Here is a 23041-nt window from a genome sequence, read left to right on the forward strand (position 1 = left end):
TCTGTTCCTAAAGCTGCTTGAGGGCGCCGGACTTACGGGCCAGGAAGAGATACAGGACAACCACCACAATGGGCACGGTGCCGAACGCGGCAGCCAGCGGCGGATTGAGGTTGATGTTGGAGGCGATCACCGTGCCGATCACCTGCGTCTTGCCGCCCACGAACTGCGCGGCAATGTAGTCGCCCAGGCTCAGTGAAAACGTGAAGATGGACCCGGCAATGAACGCCGGCTTCAACAGCGGGATGGCCACCGTACGTACCGTGGACCAAGCCTTGGCACCCAAGTCGGAGGAAGCGTCGAACAGGTTGTCCGGAATCTGGCGGAAGGCCGAGTACACCGGGACGGCCATATAGGGGAACCACAGGTAGGCGAGCGTGATCACTAGCGCCGTGGTGCCATAGCCCGGCCCGGTCATGCCCAGCGGCGCCAGCAACCAGTCCAGCGGGCCGCCGCTCATAAACGTGATGCGCCAGGAGAAAACCTTCACCAGGTACCCGGCCCACAGAGGCAGTGTGATGCCGATGGCCAGCACGGCCCGCATCCGCGGCGAGGCCACTTTGGCCATGTAGAAACCCAACGGCAGCGCCAGCACCGCGCACAGCACGGTCACGGCCAGCGCGATGCCGATGGTCCGCAACGCGGTCAGCTGGTAGGCCTTCACGGTGAGGATCTCAATGAAGTTTTCCAGCGTGAACCCAGGGATCACCTTCGAGGTGAAGGTGTCCGTGGTCCAGAATGCGGTGATGAACAGCAGGATCAGGGATCCGATGTACAGCACGCCGAGCCAGGCCAGCGGCAGGGTGAGGAGTGCGGTCAGCCGCAGTTTGGGCCGCGCATAGAGCAGCCGGGAGAGCCTGTCGCCCATTCCGCTGCCCGTGCTGCCGGGCGCGGGGACGCTGCCGGCTTCGGCCTCCGGTTCGATCGTGGGTGCTGCCATGGCGGTTTCCGGCGGGCTGGCCGCCGTTCCTCCTTCAGGTGCGGTGTTCATCAGGTGCGGTGTTGATCAAGGTGCGGTTCGTACGGCCGGCGGGCGCCGCCGTCGTGCTGGGAGAGAGCCTCCAAGGCAGGGGTACGACGGCGGTGCTCACCGCGCGCCGTGCCCCTGCCGCTGCGTGGGCTGCTGGGGGAGGACTAGCCCTTGACCTCGGTCCAGGCCTTGGTCCACTCCTGGTAGTTGGTGCAGGTGACGTCGGTGCGGCCGTCAATGCACTGCTCTACCGGCGTGGTCCACATCCACACCTGCTTGTAGTAGTCCTCGTCCGTGGCGTGGTACGTGGCGCAGTGCTCCTCGTTCTTCTTGGAGCCTTCGCACGCCAGTGCGTTGGCCGGAGCCATGCCGAAGTTCTGCGCGATCTTGGCGTTCACTTCGGCGGAGGACGCCCAGTCCATCCACTGGTAGGCGCAGTTGGGGTTCTTGGACTTCGCGGAGAGCATCCAGGTGTCGGACCAGCCGGTGGCGCCTTCCTTCGGCAGCACGGATTCGACCTTGCCGCCGTCGGCCTGGGCAATGTTGACGATGACCTGCCAGCCGGTGCCCAGCGAGGCGGTGCCGGAGGAGATCGAGGAGACCGCCTTCAGCGCGTCGTTCCAGTACTCGCCGGCAATCTTGTTCTGCGACTTGAGCAGCTCGACCGCGGCGGCCAGCTGGTCCTGGTCCAGCGCGTACGGGTTGGTGATGCCGAGGTCCGGCTGCGTGGCCATTAGGTACACCGCGGCGTCGGCAATGAAGATCGGCGAATCGTAGGCCATGATCTTGCCGGCGTACTCGCTGTTCGGGTCCCAGGTGGCTTCCCACGAGTCCGGTGCCTCCGGCACGTCTTCGGTGTTGTACATCAGGACGTTGGCGCCGCGGCCGATCGGGACGCCGTAGCTCTTGCCGTTCAGCGTGTCGTAGATCTGGCCCTTCAGGCCGTCCACAATGTGGCCGAAGTTCGGGATCAGGTCCGTGTTGATCGGGGCCACGTCGCCGCCGGCAATCAGGCGCAGCGAGGCGTCGCCGGAGGCGGAGACCAGGTCGTATTCACCGGTGCGCATCAGCTGGACCATCTCGTCGCTGGTGGCGCCGACCTTGCGGTTGACCTTGCACTGGGTTTCTTTCTCGAACTCGGTGACCCAGTCGGCGTCGGGGTTGGTGGAGCCGTCTTCGACGAAGCCGGCCCAGGCGATGATGTTGACTTCGCCTTCCGACTCGCCCACTTCGGTGGCCGCGGGGATGTCCGGAACCTCAATCCCTCCGGCGGACGAAGCGGGAGCGGAGCCGCCGCAGCCGGCCAGGACCAGCGAGAGCGAGGCGAGTGCCGCGAGCGGCAGTGCCTTGGTGATCTTCATGGGGTGCCTTTCCTTCAGGTGCGTAGTTGGTGCGAGTGGTGCAGGTCTAGACGGTGTAGTTGAAGCGGGTGGACCACTGGAGCCGGACCCGGTCGCCGCGCTGCGCGCCGGAGGCGCGGGAATCGTTCTGCTCCTGGACAATCAGGCTCTGCCCGCCGGCGGTGCGCGCCACGTACCGGGTGGCGGGACCGGTGTAGATGATCTCCTCGATTTCCGCTTCCACGGTGGAGAGGCCGTCGGCATCCACAGTCTCGTCCAGCTGGCGGATGTGGATCCGTTCCGGCCGAATGCTCAGCAGTGCCTCGGACCCGGTGAGCTGCTTGGCGAGCGCGCCCTCCACCAGATTGGTGTTGCCCAGGAAGGACGCAACAAACCGGCTGCCGGGGCGTTCGTACAGATCCTCCGGCGTGCCAACCTGCTCCACCACGCCGTCGTTGAACACGGCCACCCGGTCCGAGAGCGTGAGCGCCTCTTCCTGGTCGTGGGTGACGAAGACGAACGTGATGCCCACGGTGCGCTGGATCTGTTTAAGCTCCACCTGCATCTGTTCGCGGAGCTGCTTGTCCAGGGCACCGAGCGGTTCGTCCAGCAGCAGTACCTGCGGGCGCAGGACCAAGGCACGGGCCAGCGCAACGCGCTGACGCTGGCCGCCCGAGAGCTGCGAGGGAAGCCGGTCGGCCACCTGTGGCAGGCGGATCATCTCCAGCGCCTCGGCCACCAGCTTGCGGCGCTCGGTCCGCGGCGTTTTGCGCAGCTTGAGCCCGTATTCCACGTTCTGTGCCACGCTGAGGTGCGGAAAGAGCGCGTAGTCCTGGAACACCGTGTTGACGTCGCGTTCGAAGGGCGCCTTGCGCGTGACCTCGCGGCCGGCCAGATCGATCCGGCCGGAGCTGGGCAGCTCGAAGCCGGCGATCATCCTTAGCACTGTGGTCTTGCCGGACCCTGAGGGGCCTAGCAGCGAGAAGAATTCGCCTTGCTGAATGTCCAGGTCGAGTCCCTGAACGGCGGTGAAGTCGCCGAAGCTCTTTACGACCCGCCGCAGCGAGATGGCCGGGATAGCGGTGTCCGCCGAGCCGACCGGGGCAGTGGTGGCGGAGGTGGCTGTGGCTTGCACGGCTGGATCCTTTCAAGGGGCTGATGTGGTGCCGGTTACATTGTCTTGCGTTAACATATGAAAGCAGATGTTAAATGTAAAGCCGGTCACATCGTGTAGATTTCTGTTACGGACCCTTCGGAGCGGCAGGGCTCGCCGCGTTAGACCGATGAGCGGCCGGTCCGTCTGGAAGGATTTACCGCATGCCCAAGGACTCCCCACCACGCCAGCGCCTGCTCGCTGCGGTCTTCGCCCCGTTGGGCGAGGGCGGCAAAGCGCAGCGCGTCGAGGACAGGATCGTGGAGGGGATTGCCGCCGGCGTGTTGGCCGACGGCGACCGACTGCCCAGTGAGGCCGAACTGGCTTCGTCAATGGGTGTGGCAACCGTGACGGCCCGGGAAGCACTGGTGGGGCTGCGCTCCCGGGGCCTGGTGGCCACTCGACGGGGCCGCGAGGGCGGAACCTTCATCACCGTCCCCACCGGCCGCCGTGCGGAGCTGGTCCGCGGCCGGCTGGGCCGCATGAGCCGGGTGGAACTGCGCGATTTGGCCATCCACTACCGCGCCATTGCCGCCACTGCTGCCGAACTGGCAGCGGAATTTGCCGACCCCGACGACGCCGAGGCGCTGCGACGGATCCTGCACGGTTCCCACCCGTCGGGACTGGGCGGTGCCGTGGTCGGCGAATTCCTTTTGGAGCTGGCGGCTTTGAGTCAGTCGGCACGGCTGACCCGTGAGTTCGTCCGGCTTTACAAAGACTTTGGTTCGCTGATGTCGCTGCTGCATGAGGACGTCGAGTTCGACGCCATGATGGTGACGTTCTGCGAGCGCATCGCCGACGCGGTCGCCGCAGCTGATGCCGCGGCCGCCCGCGAAACAGTGACGGCGCAGATCCAAACCGGCCTCGCTGCACTGATCGATGAACATGCCAGGCTGACCGACCGGCCTGCCCACCAACCCACGTCCGCTACCGCTCAAAGGAGAACGGGATGAGCTCACTGGCCGAACTGGCTGCAGAACGTCACGCGGAGCCGCTCGCCGAGGTCACCGGATTCTTCGAAGAGATTTTGGCCGAGGTGGCCGGCTGGGTGCCGGTCTTGGCAGACCTCTTTGCCGATCCGCAGAGGCCACCGGGCGGCAAGCGGGTCACCACCACCATGCAGCCGCTGGCCGCAGCGCTGGTGCAGCGCGGAGAGTGGCCCGTGGTGGGCGCCGGCTTTGTAGCCGCCGACCAGGTGGTGGCCGACGCGGCTTGGCACATGGCGTGGTGGCAGGGAGAAACCATGGAGCGACTGGTGCTGCCGGCACTCGCCTCGGCGTCGGACGCCTACATGCGGCGGGAGTGGTTCACCAAGCCAATGGAGACCGGCCTGCCGCACGTGACCGGACCCTACGTGGACTTCCTCTGCACCGACGAATACACGGTGACCATGACTGTGCCGGTGGCAGCCGGCGGACGAAAAGTCGGCGTGGCTGGCGCGGACGTCTTTGTCGAATCACTGGAACCGCTGCTGCTGCCGGCGCTGAAGAAAGTGCACCCCGCCGCAGCCCTGGTCAACCATGCTGGCCGCGTGGTGGTCTCCGCCGACGCACAACTGGCGGCCGGAACGCTGCTGGCGCCGGGGGCCGTGCAGCCCGTGCCGGACGAGCAGGCGAGCGTTGGCTCAGTGGGAACGTCCGCTGGCGGCGGGGCAGTCCCTCCTCGCACCGCGCCGCCTCGGACAGTTCTGCCCCGCGGCGACCGGTACACCGGACTCAAGCTCGCCGTGCTGGGCTGCGGCCAGCTGCCACTGGCGGTTGTGTACCCGGAGGGCTAGCCCGTGCAGCCCCGGTCCTAGCCCGTAGAGCCCGGCCCGGCTGCCCCGCTGGCCTCACTCGTCTACCCCTCTCGCTTAACCCGTATCCTCTCAGGCCTCATCCCGAAAGCCGTTCCGAAGGCAGGTTTGGGCAGACATGCGTACAGGATGCGCCACACTGGGTTGCGGATGGTAAAGCAAAACTGGCGCTTATCCGCGTGAGGGTGCGGAGCTGCAGGCGTCACTCCACGCAAGCATGAGGAATGCTGGCCCTTCTTCAGCCAATGTGGCGCCCACTGTACACGCCACTACGGGTGGCGCCTTGTCCAGGCCACAGGCTGCGGCCGCCGGTCAGGTGTCGAGGTCGCGCAGGCTGGGAGCTGTTGCCTCATGGTTCTTCAACCCGTGGGTGCGCCGGTCCTCTTTCATCTCGGCTTCGAACAGGTGCTTGCGGCCGTCGGCCAGCTTCTCGCGAGCCTGCCGTTCCAGCTCCTTGAAGGGTCCGTAATAGGTCTCGTCGTACTCGTCGACTATTTGGAAGGTCCAGCGCCCCTCAATGACGTTTCGGCCCACCATCTCCTCGTTGATCCGCTCAGCCAATTCGTGCTGTCCGGCCTTGCGCAGCAACTCCACGGCGTCGCCCAGGGCAAAGTCGGCCTCGCCGGTGAGCCGGTGGAACGCGTAGAGGCTCCCGCGGGCGTGTTCGATCACTTCCAGCGCCTCGGAGAGCTTGCCCAAAGCCTCCACCGAGGCGTCGTCGAGCCCATCGGGGCGCCGGTAGCGTTCGAACGGTCCGTCGTCGGGGTTCATGGTCCGGTCGTTCATGGTCCGTCAATCTAGCGGATGTTGGCCGCGGCGTCATCAGTCGACCTAAGCCCGGCGGCCCGGTTGATGATGTTCCGTGCCATGGACGGGAAGATCAGGCCGTGGAACGGCAGGACCAGCCACCAGTAGAGCTTGCCGGAGAGTCCGCTGGGGAAATAGATGGCGCGCTGGCGGTACACGCTGCCGCCGTCGTTGGGGGCCACCGAGAGTTCCAACCAGGCCTGTCCGGGCACCTTCATTTCCGCGTGCAGCCGCAGCAGCCGGCGCTCGGGTCCCTCCTCGATGGCTTCCACCCGCCACCAGTCCACTGCGTCGCCGACGCCGAGCCGGCCGGCATGCCGGCGGCCGCGGGTGAGTCCGGCGCCGCCCACCAGCTTGTCCAGCACGCCGCGGATCGCCCACGCGGCGGGCCAGGAATACCAGCCGTTTGTTCCGCCGATCCCTTGGATCACACGCCAGACGTCCTCGGCGGGAATCTCGGATCCACGTTCCCGGTTGTCCACGAACACGGTCCGTCCGGCCCAGTTAGGGTCGCTGGGCAGTGGGTCCGAAGGCGGGGCGTTCGACGCGTTGGTCCAGCTGGTTTCCACTTCGCCGCTTGCCAGCTTCCCCAGCGCCAGTTTCACCGCCCGGCGGTATCCCGTCAGTCCACCCTCGGGCGGCGGGATGTGCCGGTCGATGTCGTGTTCGGCGGACACCGCATCGTGCTGCAGCGACTGCACCAGGGGCACTGCCATGGCGTGCGGGATCGGCGTGGTCAGCGCCACCCACCAGCCAGCGAGCGTGGGAGCGGGGATCGGCAGGGCATAAATCAGCCGCCGCGCCAGCCCGGCTTCGCGCGCATATCCGTACATCAGTCCCGCGTAGGTCAACCGCTCCCGCGAGCCGAGGTCGAACGTGCGGTTCAGCCCGGCCGGGAGCTCCGGCGCGCGTTCCAGATAGTGCAGCACATCGCGGATGGCTATCGGCTCCACCGTCCGCCGCACCCAGCTGGGCGCCGGCATAACAGGCAGGTTTTCGGACAGATGCCGGATCATCTCAAAGGACGCGGAACCGGAGCCAATCACGACGCCGGCTTGGAAGACTGCCGCGGGCACCTTGCCTTCCAGCAGCGCGCGGCCGACGGCGGCGCGCGAGCGCATGTGGCGGGAGAGTTCGACGTTCTCGGGATGCAGGCCGCCCAGATAGACGATCCGACCTACTCCGGCAGCTGCGGCGGCGCTAGCGACAGTGCGCGCCATCGCCAGTTCGCGTTCCTCGAAGTCGGTCCCGGAGGCCATCGAATGCACCAGGTAGAACACCGTCTGAACATCCGCGCAGGCCCGCCGTGCATCGTCCTCATCGGCCAGGTCCCCGGCCACAATGTCCACGTCGTCATGCCACGGCACCGCCGCCAGCTTGCCGGGGGAGCGGACCAGCACGCGGACCTCATACCCGCGCGCCAGCAGCCGCGGAACCAGCCGGCCGCCAATGTAGCCGGTGGCGCCGGTGACCAGCACCCGCTGCGGCGTCACCACGGAACAACCACGGTCGCTACGTCGCCACCATGCACACGGGGCGCCGCCCCGCGTGCCGTCACGCTGTCAGCACAGCCAACGCGTGGACGGTCACGGACGGAACTCGCCACGATCAGTGCACCCCGCTCATCAGGTTCTTGATCGGCTTCGCGGCCAGGAACAGCGCCACGGCCAGCACCATTGCCACCAGGCCGATCGCGCCGAAGTACGGGACTTCGTTCTCCGGGTTGTAGAAGCCGGCCAGCACGCCGGACAGCGCCGTGCCCAGCGACACCGAAAGGTAGTTCAGCGCCACCATCTGGGTGCGGAAAATGTGCGGCGCCAGCTTGGTGGACAGCGACAGCCCCACCGGGGAGATGAAAAGCTCGGCGAGCGTGAACAGCAGCAAGATCCCCACCATGGCCAGCAGCGGAGTGGTGTTCGGGCCGCCGCCGGCCAGCGGGATGAAGGCCAGGATGGCCAGCCCTATGATCGCCAGCCCGACGGCGAACTTCACCGGGGTGATCGGCTGCCGCGGACCCAGCCGTGTCCACACCGCGGCGAAGATCGGGGCCAGCAGGATGATGAAGACCGGGTTGATCGACTGCACCCATTCGATCGGCATCTCCCAGGCGAAAATGGTGCGGTCCAGCCGCTGGTCGGAGTACAGCGTGACGACGGTGAACTGCTGCTGGAACATTGAGAAGAACGCCGCGCTGGCGATGAACATCGGGATGAAGGAAAGCACCCGCCGTCGTTCTGTTTCACTGATGTGCTTGCTGGACAGGATCACCACAAAGTAGGAAATCGCCGCGGCCACCGCTATCAACGCCACCACCGTGGCCAGGTTTCCGGCGTTCACCACTCCGGTCAGCACCGCCACCACAATCAGGACCACCACCACCGCGACGGTGCCGGCCACCACCGGCACCTTGCTCCGGGGCAGCGGGTCGGCGATTTGGTGCGATTCCTCCGGCAGGTTCTTGCGGGTCAGCGCATACTGGGTGAGCCCGATCGCCATACCGATCGCGGCCAGCCCGAACGCGTAGTGGAAGCCCAGTGTGTCCCGGGTCAGGCCGGTCAGCAGCGGCCCGAACAGCGCGCCGATGTTCACGCCCATGTAGAAGATGGAGAAGCCCGCGTCCCGGCGGTCGTCGTCGAGCGCGTACAGCGAGCCCACCAGGGAGGTGGCGTTGGCCTTCAGCCCGCCGGACCCGAAGGCCACCAGGATCAGGCCGACCGCCAGCCCCGGGATCCCCGGAATCAGCGCCAGCGAGATATGCCCCAGCATGATCATGATGGCGCTGTAGAACAGTGTCCGTTCGGAGCCCAGCAGCCGGTCCGCTACCCAGGCGCCGGCGATCGTGGACAGGTACACCGTGCCGCCGTAGGCACCGATGATGCCGGTAGCGGTGGCCTCGTCGATGCCCAGCCCGCCGTCGGCCACCTCGAAGTACATGTAGAGCAGCACCACCACCTGCATGCCGTAGAAGGAGAAGCGCTCCCACAGTTCCACGCTGAACAGGTTGGCCAGCATCCGCGGCTGGCCGAAGAACGTCTTGCCGCCCGGCCCACGCTCATCAGCGCGGGCTCCGGCCGGAGGGGCCGGTTCTGATGGAATGCTCATGCGGCCATGCTTCCACTCGGGCGGAAGCCTGTCACGGGTTCAGCTCAGCCGCCTGAGGTTAGTCTTCGGTGCCGGCTCCGCCGCCGCGTAGCCCGTGCTGCACCATGCGCGGCAGGATCCACAGCAGGAAGACCATGACCAGCAGTACCCCGCCGCCGATCGCCAAGGCAAGCGCATCCCCGGCGATCACATCCACAATGAACGCCACGCAGCCGGTGGCCAGCAGTCCAATGCCCATCACTGCAATCTTCACGATCCGGTGCCCTTGTGCCACCGTGGCGTCCTTGAGATGAAGTCCGAACAGCCGCCGGTGGATGGCCACGGGTGTGAGGATCAGTCCGGTCATCAGCGCAGCCAGCACCAGCAGTCCGATGTACAGACCCACTTGATACGGAGCCAGGTCTTGGAAACTGCTCTGGAACGGAAGCGTCATCAGGAACGCCGTGATGATCTGCGCGCCGGTCTGCATGACCCGCAGTTCCTGCAGCAGTTCGTTCCAGTTGCGGTCCAACTTCTCTTCGAACGTCTCGTTGCGACCCCTTGAGTCTTCGTTCACGCGTTCATCCGTAGCCATATCTAAAACTTAGCGTCTCCGGCCGCCGTCGCGCGCAGCAGAAGCACGACGGCGGCTCCCTCCCGATGCTCGATCGGTCGCCGATCATGGGCATGGGAGCGCCCTTCCGGCACACTGTTGTCAGACCGGCAAGGACCGCGGGCCGGCTGCCGGAGCTGCTCGACTCGTCACCATTCGGGAGGGACCCCATGACCCGCACAGTCTTCTTTACCGCCACCACCCTGGACGGGTACCTCGCGGATGAAAATGACTCGCTGGACTGGCTGATGAAGCAGGACATCGACGGCGGCGGCCCGAACAGCTACGACAATTTCATCGCCGGAGTCGGGGCGGTGGTGATGGGCCGAACAACCTATGAGTGGATTCGTGAACACCTGCTGGCATCGCAGGAGCCGTGGCCATACAAGATGCCCGCTTGGGTCCTCTCGCACGTTCAATTGCCGGGCGTCGAGGGCGCCGACATCCGCTTTGCGCAGGGAGACATCAAGCCGATCCATGCCGCGCTCGCGGCCGAGGCGGCCGGCAAGGACATCTATGTGGTGGGCGGTGGCGACCTCGCCGCCCAGTTTGCCGAAGCGGGGCTGCTGGACGAGTTGGTCCTGTCGATCGCGCCAGCTACGGTGGGCTCCGGACGCCCGCTGTTCCCGCGCAAATTTGACCTTGAGCTCACTGATCTGGCGCGCAACAGGTCCTTCATCTGCGCCATCTACAAGGTCCTGGGGCCGGCGTCTTAAGAACCCGCCAAAAAAACTTCATGAGCGTGCATCCAAACGTGTGGCCCGGCCGGTAGTAGGGGTGTAAGCAGCCACAGCCTGGTGCAGCCGGGCCGTTGAAGGAGATCACATGCGCAAGAGCATCATTACCGTTTCCGCCCTGGGCTTGTTGGCGCTCGGAGCGGCAGCTCCGGCCCAGGCAGCCGAACAGGACGCCCAGCTCTCGGTCCTGCACGGGGTGCCGGACCTGACCGTCGATGTTTGGGTCAACGGCGAGCGGACACTCGACGACTTTGTCCCCGGCAACCTGGCCGGACCACTGGCGCTGCCCGCGGGCGACTACACCCTCGCCATTACCGCTTCGGACGCTGAAAATGCGGACAACCCGGCCATTGGACCGGTGGACGTCCAGCTGGAGTCCGGCGGCAACTACACGGCGGTCGCCAACTTGGATGCTGATGGGAAGCCCACCGCCAACCTGTTCACCAACGACGTTTCCACCATCGAGGCCGGCAAGGGCAAGCTCACCGTGCGCCACGTCGCTGCCGCACCCGCCGTGGACGTCTTGGCCGGCGGCTCGGCGGTGATTGAAGGACTGTCGAATCCGGACGAAAAGACCCGTACGCTGGACCCGGGAACCATCTCGGCCTCGGTCGCCGCGGCCGGGACCACCGAACCGGTGATCGGGCCGGCCGACGTGACGGTCATGGAAGGCACCCAGACGATCGTCTACGCCTGGGGCAGCCTGGATGACGGCAACCTGGCCGTGGCCGTGCAGAACATCGAAGGACTGCACTCAGCACCGGGCGCCGTGCCGGGCGGCCGGTCCGGCGCTGCGGCTGAAACAAGTCCGGACTACACCAGCGCCGCAGTCGCCGGAGGGGCTCTCCTGTTGCTCCTCGGCGCCGGCGCATTCACCCGCCGCAAGCTGACGGTTCGCGCCAACGATTAGCTGCAGCGGGTCCACGAAGCCGGTGGCGCCTGCCCGGGGCGCCACCGGCTTCCCCCGCTTCCGGCCCCGGCCGCAAGCGGGGGAAGGCACCCCCATCTGGTTCGCGCACCCACACACCCTTCCCAGTAGGAATCATGCCCATGAGAACGACGACGACGGCGACCCGGGCCGGGTTGCTGCTCAGCGCGGTCCTGATCGGGGTTGCCGGATGTGCCGCACCGCAGTCCGCCGAAGGAGTCCCGCCCACGCCGGCGGGTTCGCAAAGCATGGCCCCGGCCGAGGGCCAGACGAACGCAGGGACTCTACCGGACGGCAAAGCGCCGGCGTCCTCCGCTCTTCCCGAGGCTTCGGTGATTCCGGACCCGGCAGCCATCCCCGTTCACCGGGCACTGCCCGCGACGGCAAGCAAGAAAGCTCCGCCCACCCGGCTGGTCGTGGCCGGCACCTCGATCGATGTCAGCGTGGTCGCCGTCGGTATTGCTGCCGGTAATGCGATGGAAATTCCTGATTCCGTTGACCGGGCCGGCTGGTACCGCCACGGCCCGGCACCGGGGGATCCGACCGGAACCGCGGTGATAGCGGCTCACGTTGACACATTGTCTGGATTGGCTCCCTTTGCCGAACTCAGGCAGCTTCCGCCGAACACGCGTATCACCGTGGAACGGGCGGACGCCAAGGCCCTCACGTACCGGGTCACGAAGGTGGACCTGATGAATAAGGATGAATTCGATGCGGCGGGCGTGTTCCGCCGGGACGGAAAACCGCTGCTGAAGCTGGTCACGTGCGGCGGCGAGTGGCTGGACGCACGGCAGGATTACAGCCACAATGTGGTTGTCACAGCGGTTCCAGACTGACTTTTCCGGCCCTTCAGCATCAGTCTGCGGGGTCGGTTCAGCTCCCGACGACCGGAAGGACGCAGGCTTGGTACCTCCTCCTTTCGACGTCTGGGATACCAGCATCGATGTGGCCTTCGCTGCCGGTGAGGAGTCGGCAATCGCCGACGCCTACCGTCATATGGCGCCTCTCGTGCGGACGTTGGCGTCCCGAGCGCTGCGGGATCCAACGGCCGCGGACGACGTCACGCAGGAGGTCTTCATCCGGGCCTGGCGCCTGCGGGAAGGATTCGACCCGACGCTGGGCCGGCTGCCTGCCTGGCTGGTTGGAATCACCCGACGAGTAATCGCCGATGCGCAGTTGTCCTCCGCTCGTGAGAACCGAAAACTCCGTGCCGTTTCGGCGGTGCTGCCGGACCCCGAGTATGCGGAAGGCTCCCAGTCCCCGGAAACGCTGGCGGACAGGTTGCTGCTGGATGGTGAGCTGGAACGGCTGGGTGAACCCAAGGGGTCCATCATGCGCTTGGCTTTTTACGAAGATCTGACGCACGAGCAGATTTCACGCCTGCTGGATCTGCCGCTTGGTACCGTCAAGAGCCATATTCATCGCAGTCTGCAGCACTTACGACGCCGATTGGAGGTTGACCATGCAGCACCTTGATCCAGAGCTGATCAGCTTGCTCGCGCTGGACGACACTATCGGCGACCGGTCGGCCCGGGATCACCTCCGAACCTGTGACCAGTGCGCCAAGGAGTACCAGGCGCTCCGCCGGGCCGTGACCGCTGCCAAAGCCGATCCCGATCCGAAACTGGAAGCCCCCGGACCGCACGTCTGGCAGGCCATTCATCGTGAACTGGGGCTTTCTCCGGAACTGGCGGAAGATCCGTTGCGGGGGGCCGGCGGATCAGCACCTGTCCGCAGCCTGCCCTCCCGACGACGCGCAAGGATCCGGAACCTGCCCGCCTGGTTGGCCGCGGCAGCTGCCGTGGTGCTGCTGGCAGCAATTGGTGTGGCCTGGAGCATCAACCGCAGCGCGGATGTTTTGGCGCAAACAAGTCTGGAGCCGTTGAAGCAGTACACCGCCACCGGCACGGCCCGGGTGGTGGAGACGAACGGCATCAGGGAACTGGACATCAGCCTGAGCGCTAACGAGGCCCGGGGCTATCAGGAAGTGTGGCTGATCGCTCCCGATCTGTCCGGGCTTGTCAGTCTCGGTGTGATGGACTCGGACAGCGGCAGGTTCCCCATCCCGCCGGGACTGGACCTGTCAAAGTTCCCCATCGTGGACGTTTCGGACGAGCCATTGGACGGAAACCCCGCTCATTCCAGCGTCAGCATCGTCCGCGGCAGCTTGGGAACCTAAACGGTATTCCATCGTGCACTGAGTACACCGACGACGGCCGGAGGAAGCAATGCAGCAACGAACCGAGATCCGGACCGGACTGGCCGTACCGATTTTGGTGCTGGTCAGCTCCCTGGTGGCCATCGTTGCCGCCTTCCTGGGCAGCGGCGTATTGATCGGGACCCCGATCCAAGAGGCGGCAGGTGGCTGGCTGAACGAAGACTCCACTCCGCTGGCTCCGGCCGCGCCGGCTTTCCGGATCTGGTCCGTCATTTACCTCGGACTGCTCGCCTATGCGGTGTGGCAATTGCTGCCGGCGCAGCGGTGGTCCGGCCGGCATGCCGCCTTGCGCCCCTGGGCGGTGGCCTCCATGCTGTTGAACGCAGCGTGGATCTGGGTGGTGCAGGCCGGGCTGTTGATCATCAGCCTTGCGGTGATTATCGCCCTGCTGGCCGTGCTGGCGCGCATCCTGGTGCTGCTGGTCGATACGCTGCCGGACGGGAGACTGGACGCATTGATTGTCGACGGGACCTTCGGCCTCTACCTGGGCTGGGTCACCGTGGCCACGGTGGCCAATGCCGCGGCCGTCTTCGCAGCGTCGGGCGTGGACGGCTTCGGTCTTCCGGTGACCTTGCTGTCTTCGGTCGTGCTCGCTCTGGCAGCGGCAATTGGTGTTGGCACCGCGGTGTACAGCAGAGGCCGGCTTGCCCCGGCGCTGGCCACCAGTTGGGGTCTCGCCTGGATCGCCGTCGCGCGGCTCGACGGCGGACTGGTCGACCAGGGCACCGCGATCGCCGCAGGAATCTGCGCTGTGGTGGTGCTGCTCGCGGCGATTGTCAGCCGAGTGCTCGTAGGTGGCGGCCCTCGCGATTAGTAAGCCTGCTGAATTTCGCCCTTGGCTGACGAAACGTCGCCCAGCGGGACGTTTCCAGCGTTCGCAGCTAGGTTGGAAAACAGCAGGATGCCGACAAGCGGCATCGCCGAGCAAGGAGGTTTCTCATGGCGGAAACGACCGGATCCAAGGCAAGCTACACAGTTCCCGGCCTCAAGCTGGAAGACGGCCGAAAGGTCGCAAAAATCCTGCAGCAGCGGCTCCACGCGCTCAATGACCTGCAGTTGACCCTCAAGCACGCCCACTGGAATGTGGTGGGCCGGGACTTCATTGGAGTCCACGAAATGCTCGATCCGCAGATCGAAAAGGTCCGCGCAATGATCGACTCCGTCGCCGAGCGCATTGCCACCCTGGGCGTCTCCCCGAACGGACTGCCCGGTGCCCTGGTTAACGAACGCAGCTGGGACGACTACGACATCCACCGTGCCGGCACCGCCGAGCATCTCGCCGCACTGGACGTGGTCTACAACGGAGTGGTCGGCGCGCACCGCGAGGCCATCGAGACCGTCGGTGAAATCGACCCGGTCACGGAGGACCTGCTGATCGGCCAGACGGCCGAACTGGAACTCTTCCAGTGGTTCATGCGGGCACACCTGGAGAACAGCGCCGGCGAACTGGCCTCCGGCGGCGAGAAGACGGAAAAGGGCGCCGCCCAGAAAACCAAGTAGCGCGTCCGCGCTGTGAAACGTAACAGCGCCTTCAGGATCCGGCAGCAGCTCCACCTTGGGTGGGGCGCTGCCGGACCCTTGTTGGCAGAAGCTTCGCGCTGTGCAGGCGACCCGCTGCCGGTGCTCGCGATCCTCCGCGCCGCGCCGGACCCCGCACCGGTGCCGGGCACCGGCAACACCCTGCAACTATGGGAGTTCCTCGCGGCCCTGGCCGCCGAGGACCTGACCGCTGCCCGCACGGTGGAACCGCACCTGGATGCGGCCTCCATCCTCGCGCAGGCGGGGGTGGAGCGTCCCGCGGGAACAGCTTGGGGAGTGTTTGCGGCGGAAGCCTCCGGGACCCAATTGGACGCCAAAACCACCGACGACGGCGGTGCCTGGCTTTTGTCCGGCACTAAGCCGTGGTGCTCCTTGGCAGCGCAGCTGGACCGCGCCGTGGTCACGGCCCACGTTGACGGCGGACGCCGCGCGTTTGCGGTGGACCTGGCGCAGCCCGCGGTCCTCGTGGAGCCTGCCCACTGGATCAGCCGCGGCCTGGCCGCCGTCCCCAGCGGCCCGGTGTCCTTTCAGCAGGCCGCCGCTGCTCCGATCGGCGGAACCGACTGGTATCTGGAGCGCCCGGGTTTTGCCTGGGGCGGGATCGGCGTCGCCGCGTGCTGGTTCGGCGGGGCCGTCGGGCTCTTCCGCACCCTGCACGCTGCTGCGTCCGCTCGGACTCCGGACCAGCTGGCCCTGGCGTGGCTGGGCGAAGCGGACCGTTTGCTGGCCGCCGGCGCTGAGGTTTTGGCCGCCGCGGCCGCCGCAGTCGACGCGGGAGCAGCCGGTGCGGTCCAGGCCCACCGCGTCCGCGGCCAGATCGAGGCGGTCTGCTCACGAATGCTGGACATCTGCGGGCAAGCGCTGGGGCCGGCGCCCTTGGCCTGGGACGAGTCGCACGCGCGCCGGGTTGCTGACCTGACCGTCTATATTCGCCAGCACCATGCTTCCCGTGATGACGCCGCACTCGGTGCCATGGTTTTGGAGCACCAGGAGGCAGCGTGGTGACGTTCTCCCATGGTGACGCCGGAACCCCGGAAGCCGCGTGGCAGGCGGCGAGCATCGACCGGTTGGCTGCGCTGGCAGGAGACGTGGTCCCGGGGCGCGGCTGCCGGCTGGTGGTGGCCGCCGCGCATCCCGACGACGAATCACTCGGCGCCGCAGGACTGATTCATTCCTCACTGGTCCGGGGAGCGGATGTGACAGTGCTGCTCTGCACCGCCGGCGAAGCCTCACATCCGGAATCGCCCACGCACTCTGCCGCAGACTTGCGCAGGCTGCGGCTGGCCGAGTTCCGCGCCGCCATGCAGGCGTTGGAAGCTTCCGCTCAGGCTCAGGCTGAGCATCAGGTTCGTGCCCAGGCGCAGGTTCACATCCAAGACAAGCCGGAGGACGAGACAGGCGCCGGCCGGCTGGAATGGACGTTCCTGGGCATCCCGGACGGAATGGTCGGCCAGCACGCCGACGCCCTGGATGCAGCCTTCGCCGAAGCCCTGGCTGGCCACACTCAGGCGGTCGTTGCTGCGCCCTACCGGCAGGACGGTCATCCGGACCATGAAGCCGTAGGCCGCGCGGCGGCCCGGTCGGCAACAGCCCACCGGGCGGACCTGTTGGAATTTCCGATCTGGTACTGGCACTGGGCAGATCCGGAAGCCGAGACGAGCTGGACTAACTGGCGGATTTTGCCGCTGTCGGCGCAGGACGTGGCGGCCAAACAGCTGGCCCTGGCCTGCCACGTCTCGCAGACGCAGCCGCTGTCCACCGCAGCCAGCGACGAAGTGCTCCTAGGCGAAACGTTTCAACAACACTTTGCCCGTGAAGTTGAAGTGTTTGCATGGATCCCGGCTGGTTCCGCCGGATCGGAGCACGCCGAGGACATCTTCGACCGGCTGTATCGCAGCGACCCGGACCCGTGGAACTACGTGTCCAGTTGGTACGAACGCCGGAAGCGTGTTGTCACCTTGGCCGCCCTCCCGGCCGAACGGTACGGCAGCGGCCTGGAGGTCGGCTGTTCCATCGGCGTGCTGACCGCCGCGCTGGCCGATCGTTGCGACCGGTTGGTGGCGGTGGACGCCAGCAGCGTTGCACTGGACCAGGCGGGCGGCCGGCTGGCGGACCGTGACAATGTGGAGCTGCTGCAGGCGAAACTGCCGGCCGAGTGGCCAGCCTCGGCCATCAACGGCATCGACCTGGTGGCCCTTTCGGAAATCGGCTATTACCTGACCGGTAAGGAGCTGCGGGAATTGCTCCGGCAGGTGCAGGAAGAGCTGAACCCCGGCGGGCACTTGCTGCTGTGCCACTGGCTGCACCCGGTCGACGGCTGGGAACTGGACGGCGAACAGGTCCACGCGCTCGCCAAGGAATCCACCGGCTGGGACGTGGTCACCCTCCATCGCGAACGGGACTTCCTGCTGGAAGTGCTGCAAGCGCCGAAGCGCGCCCAGTGACCGCCGCCATGGTTGCAGGAGTGGCCGCCGCACCGCTCGCGGGTCCAGCAGCGGGTACACCGACAGCCTCTGCCGACGGGGAAGGGGACACTGCACCCAGGTTGCGGCACATCGCCGTTGTCGTTCCGGTGCACAACGAGGAGCAGATGCTTGGAAGATGCCTGCGCCGGCTGCGGCGGGCCATGGACGTGCTCCGGGCCCGGCAGCCACACTGCAGCGTGAAGCTGGTGGTGGTGCTGGACCGGTGTACCGACCATTCGGCCCAGATCGCCAGGCAGGCGGCCCGGGCGGACGGGCGGATCACCGTGCTGGCGGGCGACTATGGCTCTGTCGGGGCGGCACGGGCGGCCGGAGTCTCCGCCGGGCTGGAAGCCGACGGCCGCGACGAGCAGACCTGGCTTGCCTGCACTGACGCGGACACCCTGGTGCCGGATGACTGGCTGACGTCCTTTGCCCGGCTGGCCAACGCCGGAGCGGACGCGGTGGCCGGCACCGTGGAACCGGAGCCGGCCAGCCTTGCACCCGGACTGCTGCGCGCCTGGCGCGACAACTATACGGGTCAGGAACCTGGCACCAGGGTGCACGGCGCCAACCTCGGCGTACGGGCGTCGATGTATCTGGCGGCCGGCGGGTTCCCGGCGCTCGCCGAGCACGAGGACGTCCGGCTGGTCGAAGCCATCCGGTCGCTCGGCGGCACGGTGCTGCCCGCAGCGCATCTGCAGGTCACCACGTCAGGCCGGCTGCAGGGCCGGACTCCGGGCGGATTTGCCGGGTACCTTGCCAATCTGGAAGCGGCTAGCCAGTAAGGCGCCGGGCCGAAGAGGCGCGGAAGCGCACAGCTAGACGCTCAGCGCCGGTGTGTTTGGGCTAAGACCGGCACTCCGATGCCTCGCCAACCCATCCCAAGGTGAAGAACCGCTGGTCCGCGATCGTCTCGATGGTCAGTAATCTCCACTGTTCGTACCACTTGATGTCTCCGCAGGGGAGGGCCAGTGCCTCCGCGACGTCCGCCGTGTCATGGTGCCAGCAGTGTCGTTCCTCCACAGCGCCGAAGAGGCGCACTTTCCCATCTACCTCCAGACGAACGGTCACTGGAACTCCGGCATCGTCTCTCAGCGCCTTCCGGATCTGGATCCTATGGACTTTGTGTCCCGGAAGGAATACCGAGCACCGTTCCGTTCTGATCTGAGGCTCGTTATCGGCTCGGTTTTCATAGGTGGCCACGTCAGTTCCTTTTCCACAGTCCGCCACGGCGGACGCTCTTGCCCGCTCCAGTTGGAGACGGACCGCTTCTTCATCCGAACCACCCGTGAGGTTGGGGTTGGTGTGCGGCCATGTCGGAGCATCTGCCCTCTCGCCGGAGGGCGGCGCGCATCTCGTGAAGCTGTCTCTAACCTAGCGCCCGCTGCTGACAGAATGGCGAGCCATCCCTAGACCGGCCAGCAGTTTGACGCGGGGTGAGCTCAGGATCCCGGACGGGCGCGCAGCATCTCCAGATAGTGCGGGTTCTGCATGACGCCCAGGACGTTGCCGAACGGATCGACCACCGAGGCCGTGATGAAGCCGTGCCCCCGCTCGAAGACCGGCTCCAGTTCCTTCGCGCCCTTCTCCAGCAGCCGCCGATGGGCGGCCTGCACATCGTCCACATGCCAGTAGAGGATGGCGCCGCCCGGATCTATCCCGTGTCCGGCCGGAGCGTGCCGTGTGTCGATCAGGCCGAGCTCATGTTGATAGTCGCCGATCCGGAATTCGGCATAGCCCGGCTGCTGGAAATACGGCTGGGTGCCCAGCAGGTCCGAATACCAGGCCACAGCCGCCGGCAGATCGGCGGTCCAGTAGCTGACCGTGCTCATTCCTCGCAGCATGGGAGCCCTCCCGGTCGATGGCCAGCGCCGCACGCGGGGCGGTTCGCGGTGATGCTGGGACGCTACCGCAGATCGCCCTCGCTGTCTGCCCTTCCCGGTGACACCACGGACCATTCGGTCGACTAGACCGCCAGTGGCTCTTCCGCAAGGTGCCGGCGGCTTTCCAACCTCAGCTCCAAGTCATTCATGACCACGGCGGCCAAGTCCTCCAGTGTCAGCGTGTCCTCGGCGCTGAACTCGCGCGGCTCGAAGTCCAGGATGCACAGCGTGCCGAGGTTGTAGCCGTCCCGGGTCTTCAGCGGGACGCCGGCGTAGAACTTCAGACCGAAGTCGCTGGCGACCAGCGAGTTGGTCAACGCGCGGGGGTCCGCCGGCGCGTTGTTGATGATCCACGGCCCGTTCTGCAGGATCGCCGACGCGCAGAGCCCAGGCTCCCGGTCGATCTGCTCAATATCGAGCCCGTGGTGCGACTTAAACCAGATCCGGTCGTGGTCCACCACACTGACAATAGCGATGGGGGCCGCGAAGAGCCGGGCGGCCAGCGCCGTGATGCGGTCGAAGGCGCCGTCCGCCGGAGTGTCCAGGATGTTGTAGCGGTGGACCGCTTCCATCCGCTGTGGCTCATCGGCCGGGATGATCGAAACGTCCTTGTACCGGCCGCGCCGCGATTGCGACAGATCGGACAGCATCAACGCCACCTCGCGGCCGGTGGGCCGTGCCTCTGGCTCGCGCGCGGTCATCGCGGTCAGCAGCCGCTCCCACTCCGACCCCAGCGTGGCCGGAATCACCGGATCGCGCAAGAGTCGCGCGACGGCAGATTCCAACGGCGGCCCGGAGAACGCGGCCTGACCGGTCAGACATTCCAGCAGCACCAAACCCAGCGAATAGATGTCGCTGGCCGGCCCTATGGGTTCGCCCATCGCCTGCTCCGGGCTTAGGTAGCCGGCAGTGCCGTAGATGCCAGAGACATGGGCATCTTCAGAGATCACGACGGCGACGCCGAAGTCGGCGAGTTTGGCTCGCAGACGCGACCCGCCGTCGTCGTAGTTGAACAGCATGATGTTCCCGGGCTTAACGTCCCGATGCACCACGGAGTTGTTGTGGATGTAGGCCAAGCCCTCTGCCAGATCATGGCCGATCTGCGCCACATGCCGCGGCGGCAAGGCACCCTCCGCCAAGCGGGTCTTCAGGTCTGCGCCTTCGATCATTTCCATGACCAGGTAAATCTGCGGATGTCCGGCTTCGATCCGGTCGATGCCCGCATCCAGAAGGGTTACCAGGTTTCCGTGATTCAGGTGGGCCAACAGCTTGATCTCGGCGTTGTCGTGGCGGAACTCTTCCTCGTTCATCGAGGGGCGCTGAATGACTTTGACCGCCACTTCCCGCCCCAGGACTTGATCTTCCGCCCGGTACACCTTGGCGTTGGCTCCGGTGCCGACGAGCTCCTTAAGCCGGTACCGCCCATCCAGCAGCATGCCGGATCGATCTAGATGAGGCGCCAATGTCTCCTGCTTTCTGGCCGCCCCATGGCGGCACCCCGGCCGTCACTTTGACAGCACCCTTACTAATCGTACGGGCTCGGCATCCCGGACTTGACCAAAACGCGTGGGAAATGCTGAATCGTTATCACTCGTCCGCAGCGACCACGGACCGTTCTTGATAGCGGACGGGCGCCCGCTTGCTCCGGGTGGTGAAGAATATCCCCACAATGACCACCAGCGCGCCGAGGATCTGCATCACGGTGATTGACTCGTCCAACAAGAGGTACGCGCCCAGCATGGTGAACACGGGCACGAAGTTCAGGAACACCGACGCCTGCGAAGCACCCAGCGCGGCGACGGCACGGTTGTACAGCAGCAGGGCGATCACCGAAGGGAAGACGCCCAGGTACAGCAGGCCCGACCACTGGCCGACGCTGATCTCCGGGACGCCTACGATCATCCACTCGCCGGCCACTAGCGGCAGCAGGCACACCACGGACAGGCCGGTCATGACCAGTACCGCGCCGTGGGCGGGGAACAGGTGCAGGTACTTCTTCACGGCCAGGGAGTAGACCGCCCAGGACACCGCGCCGACGGCCATGATCGCGTCGCCGATGTTCCATGACATATCCACAAGGCGCAGCAACTGGCCGTTGGTCACCACCCACAGCGCTCCGCAGAGTGAGAGCAAAATGCCGAGCCACTGCAGCGGCCGGAGCCGTTCGCGCAGCAGCCAGAAGCTCAGCAGCACGGTGACGGCGGGAATGGACGCTTCCAGCACGGAGACGTTGGTGGCCGAGGTGAACTGCAACGCGGAGTAGATCAACGTGTTGAATCCCGCGATCCCGGTAACAGTCATCAGCAGGAGCGGCTTCCAATGCCGCACGAACAGGTGCCGGGAACGCCAGGCGCTGCGGTACCCGAGGGGGAGCAGCACCAGGAAGGCGACGGCGATCCGGCCGAAGGCGATGGTCAGCGGGGGTAGATCGCTCAGTGCCTTGCCGGTGAGGATGTTGCCTGCGTAGAAAACCACCACCAGCATCAGCAGGAGATAGGCGCGCATGCTGCTCCTCCTGCTTGGGTGACGGGTATCCGACAAACAATAGCGCCAAAGGCAGTGCCGGGCATCTGGGCGCCTTTTTTGTTCGGAACGTGGTGCGGGTAACGGCAGGATAATGGCGCGGGGACCGCCCGAGTTGGGTTAAGTTAACGGGAGGAACTGAGAAAGGGCAGCGCCATGCCGGGCGAAAATAACGATGCTATTGGATTGAGCGTGGAGGAGTTCCTCCACGACGCGGCGGTCGACAGTACGGACCTAGAGGTTTTCCTTAATGCTCTGGTGCGCCTGGCCGTGCACAATCTTTCGCACCCCGGCGAGGAGTTGCTATGCGGCATCACGCTGCTGCGCCAAAAGAAGGCCAGCACAGTGGCCAGCAGCAGCGACCGTGCGCAAGCGCTGGACGAGATCCAGTACGGCTTCCCTGACGGACCCTGCCTCAAGGCGTCCCGGGAACAGGTCCTGGTCCACGTGGCCGACCTGCCCGGAGATGCCCGTTGGCCCGAGTATCGGGCCAGAATCATGGATGAGGGCGTCCGGTCCATCTTGGGTGTGCCAATCGCTATCGGCTCCGGTAACGCCGCGGGCCTCAATCTCTATTCGGACGAAGCCGGCAGATTCGACGAGGAGTCCATCGAGTCTGCCCAACAATACGCCCGGCAGGCCTCCCGGGCCCTTTCGCTGGCAGTGCGCCTTGCAAGCCACCGCGATGCCGAAGCCGACTTGGCAGCCGCGCTGGAGTCCAGGACCACCGTTTCGCTGGCCATCGGCATCATCATGGGCCAGAACCGCTGCAGCCAAGAAGAGGCGTTCGCCTTGCTCAGGACAGCCTCAAGCAGCCGCAACATCAAGCTTCGCGACCTGGCGGCCGATCTCGTGGCCTCCGCCGATCCGTCCACCGAAGGAGCACATTTCGACCGTTGATCGGCCCGCAGCAGGAGGTCCGCGTTGACTTTGAGGGGCGTTGCTGTAGCGTGAAACGTGGCTAAAGCAGTTGGCCATGGAACATTTCGTAT

General features: G+C 66.0%; 24 protein-coding genes and 1 riboswitch. Of the genes, 13 read left to right on the forward strand and 11 right to left on the reverse strand.

Annotated elements, in window-relative coordinates; all coding sequences use genetic code 11:
* Positions 1 to 7: 7 nt before the first annotated feature.
* The 3 genes from AC5RW2_RS13860 to AC5RW2_RS13870 all read right to left on the reverse strand — a co-directional run bounded on the left by AC5RW2_RS13860 (position 8) and on the right by AC5RW2_RS13870 (position 3442).
* Positions 8 to 988: an ABC transporter permease gene (locus AC5RW2_RS13860; RefSeq protein WP_493963214.1), complete on the reverse strand. Its 981-nt coding sequence runs from the start codon at positions 986 to 988 to the stop codon at positions 8 to 10.
* A 143-nt stretch (positions 989 to 1131) separates the two neighbouring features.
* Positions 1132 to 2328, reverse strand: coding sequence for an extracellular solute-binding protein (locus AC5RW2_RS13865; RefSeq protein WP_493951013.1), 1197 nt, complete (start codon positions 2326 to 2328; stop codon positions 1132 to 1134).
* A 46-nt stretch (positions 2329 to 2374) separates the two neighbouring features.
* The gene (locus AC5RW2_RS13870; protein WP_493951012.1) at positions 2375 to 3442 is read right to left on the reverse strand and encodes an ABC transporter ATP-binding protein; all 1068 of its coding nucleotides are present in this window, start codon (positions 3440 to 3442) and stop codon (positions 2375 to 2377) included.
* Between the two features lie 182 nt (positions 3443 to 3624).
* Here AC5RW2_RS13870 and AC5RW2_RS13875 point away from each other — a divergent pair, with 182 nt between their 5' ends.
* Positions 3625 to 4413 carry a winged helix-turn-helix domain-containing protein gene (locus AC5RW2_RS13875; protein ID WP_493951011.1) on the forward strand — a complete coding sequence of 263 codons (789 nt, stop codon included), beginning with the start codon at positions 3625 to 3627 and terminating at the stop codon, positions 4411 to 4413.
* Positions 4410 to 5237 carry a cache domain-containing protein gene (locus AC5RW2_RS13880; RefSeq protein WP_493963215.1) on the forward strand — a complete coding sequence of 276 codons (828 nt, stop codon included), beginning with the start codon at positions 4410 to 4412 and terminating at the stop codon, positions 5235 to 5237. Before AC5RW2_RS13875 ends, AC5RW2_RS13880 begins: the two co-directional genes overlap by 4 nt.
* Before the next feature lie 330 nt (positions 5238 to 5567).
* Here AC5RW2_RS13880 and AC5RW2_RS13885 read toward each other — a convergent pair whose 3' ends face one another.
* From AC5RW2_RS13885 to AC5RW2_RS13900, 4 genes are all read right to left on the reverse strand, one after another.
* On the reverse strand, positions 5568 to 6041 hold the full coding sequence (locus AC5RW2_RS13885; protein WP_493951009.1) for a hypothetical protein: 474 nt from the start codon (positions 6039 to 6041) through the stop codon (positions 5568 to 5570).
* An 11-nt stretch (positions 6042 to 6052) separates the two neighbouring features.
* Positions 6053 to 7558: an SDR family oxidoreductase gene (locus AC5RW2_RS13890; RefSeq protein ID WP_493963216.1), complete on the reverse strand. Its 1506-nt coding sequence runs from the start codon at positions 7556 to 7558 to the stop codon at positions 6053 to 6055.
* A 112-nt stretch (positions 7559 to 7670) separates the two neighbouring features.
* Positions 7671 to 9164, reverse strand: coding sequence for a peptide MFS transporter (locus tag AC5RW2_RS13895; RefSeq protein WP_493963217.1), 1494 nt, complete (start codon positions 9162 to 9164; stop codon positions 7671 to 7673).
* Positions 9165 to 9222: 58 nt separating this feature from the next.
* Positions 9223 to 9738, reverse strand: a complete 516-nt coding sequence (locus AC5RW2_RS13900) for a DUF6328 family protein (protein WP_493963218.1) — start codon at positions 9736 to 9738, stop codon at positions 9223 to 9225.
* Between the two features lie 188 nt (positions 9739 to 9926).
* Between AC5RW2_RS13900 and AC5RW2_RS13905 the strand changes: the two genes are divergently transcribed.
* The 10 genes from AC5RW2_RS13905 to AC5RW2_RS13950 all read left to right on the forward strand — a co-directional run bounded on the left by AC5RW2_RS13905 (position 9927) and on the right by AC5RW2_RS13950 (position 18428).
* On the forward strand, positions 9927 to 10472 hold the full coding sequence (locus tag AC5RW2_RS13905) for a dihydrofolate reductase family protein (protein ID WP_493963219.1): 546 nt from the start codon (positions 9927 to 9929) through the stop codon (positions 10470 to 10472).
* 109 nt (positions 10473 to 10581) lie between these two features.
* Entirely contained in the window at positions 10582 to 11403 is an 822-nt protein-coding gene (locus AC5RW2_RS13910) for a DUF4397 domain-containing protein (RefSeq protein WP_493963220.1), read from the forward strand.
* A gap of 134 nt (positions 11404 to 11537) precedes the next feature.
* Complete coding sequence (locus AC5RW2_RS13915) at positions 11538 to 12257, forward strand: class F sortase (protein ID WP_493951003.1); 720 nt, start codon at positions 11538 to 11540, stop codon at positions 12255 to 12257.
* Between the two features lie 67 nt (positions 12258 to 12324).
* Entirely contained in the window at positions 12325 to 12897 is a 573-nt protein-coding gene (locus AC5RW2_RS13920; RefSeq protein ID WP_493963221.1) for an RNA polymerase sigma factor, read from the forward strand.
* On the forward strand, positions 12884 to 13600 hold the full coding sequence (locus tag AC5RW2_RS13925; RefSeq protein ID WP_493963222.1) for an anti-sigma factor: 717 nt from the start codon (positions 12884 to 12886) through the stop codon (positions 13598 to 13600). Before AC5RW2_RS13920 ends, AC5RW2_RS13925 begins: the two co-directional genes overlap by 14 nt.
* 49 nt (positions 13601 to 13649) lie before the next feature.
* A complete protein-coding gene (locus AC5RW2_RS13930) occupies positions 13650 to 14453 on the forward strand; it encodes a TspO-related membrane protein (protein ID WP_493951000.1) in 804 nt (267 codons plus the stop codon).
* 125 nt (positions 14454 to 14578) lie between these two features.
* Positions 14579 to 15139, forward strand: coding sequence for a Dps family protein (locus AC5RW2_RS13935; protein ID WP_493963223.1), 561 nt, complete (start codon positions 14579 to 14581; stop codon positions 15137 to 15139).
* An 81-nt stretch (positions 15140 to 15220) separates the two neighbouring features.
* Positions 15221 to 16183 (forward strand): acyl-CoA dehydrogenase family protein, encoded by a 963-nt coding sequence (locus AC5RW2_RS13940; protein ID WP_494074083.1) that lies wholly within the window; start codon positions 15221 to 15223, stop codon positions 16181 to 16183.
* Positions 16180 to 17622: a PIG-L family deacetylase gene (locus AC5RW2_RS13945; RefSeq protein WP_493963225.1), complete on the forward strand. Its 1443-nt coding sequence runs from the start codon at positions 16180 to 16182 to the stop codon at positions 17620 to 17622. The genes AC5RW2_RS13940 and AC5RW2_RS13945 overlap by 4 nt, the downstream gene beginning before the upstream one ends.
* 8 nt (positions 17623 to 17630) lie before the next feature.
* Positions 17631 to 18428 (forward strand): glycosyltransferase family 2 protein, encoded by a 798-nt coding sequence (locus tag AC5RW2_RS13950; RefSeq protein WP_493963486.1) that lies wholly within the window; start codon positions 17631 to 17633, stop codon positions 18426 to 18428.
* Positions 18429 to 18489: 61 nt separating this feature from the next.
* Here the strand turns inward: AC5RW2_RS13950 and AC5RW2_RS13955 are convergent, their stop codons facing one another.
* The 4 genes from AC5RW2_RS13955 to AC5RW2_RS13970 all read right to left on the reverse strand — a co-directional run bounded on the left by AC5RW2_RS13955 (position 18490) and on the right by AC5RW2_RS13970 (position 22031).
* The gene (locus AC5RW2_RS13955) at positions 18490 to 18846 is read right to left on the reverse strand and encodes a hypothetical protein (RefSeq protein WP_494074084.1); all 357 of its coding nucleotides are present in this window, start codon (positions 18844 to 18846) and stop codon (positions 18490 to 18492) included.
* 29 nt (positions 18847 to 18875) lie between these two features.
* Positions 18876 to 19006: riboswitch (SAM riboswitch) on the reverse strand.
* Between the two features lie 79 nt (positions 19007 to 19085).
* The gene (locus tag AC5RW2_RS13960; RefSeq protein WP_493963227.1) at positions 19086 to 19475 is read right to left on the reverse strand and encodes a VOC family protein; all 390 of its coding nucleotides are present in this window, start codon (positions 19473 to 19475) and stop codon (positions 19086 to 19088) included.
* 134 nt (positions 19476 to 19609) lie between these two features.
* Positions 19610 to 20962, reverse strand: coding sequence for a GAF domain-containing serine/threonine-protein kinase (locus tag AC5RW2_RS13965; RefSeq protein ID WP_494074085.1), 1353 nt, complete (start codon positions 20960 to 20962; stop codon positions 19610 to 19612).
* Between the two features lie 151 nt (positions 20963 to 21113).
* Entirely contained in the window at positions 21114 to 22031 is a 918-nt protein-coding gene (locus AC5RW2_RS13970; RefSeq protein WP_493963229.1) for a DMT family transporter, read from the reverse strand.
* 174 nt (positions 22032 to 22205) lie between these two features.
* Here AC5RW2_RS13970 and AC5RW2_RS13975 point away from each other — a divergent pair, with 174 nt between their 5' ends.
* Complete coding sequence (locus AC5RW2_RS13975; RefSeq protein ID WP_493950985.1) at positions 22206 to 22949, forward strand: GAF and ANTAR domain-containing protein; 744 nt, start codon at positions 22206 to 22208, stop codon at positions 22947 to 22949.
* The last annotated feature ends 92 nt before the right edge of the window (positions 22950 to 23041 follow it).

This window comes from Arthrobacter sp. B0316-1-20 (assembly GCF_059091865.1).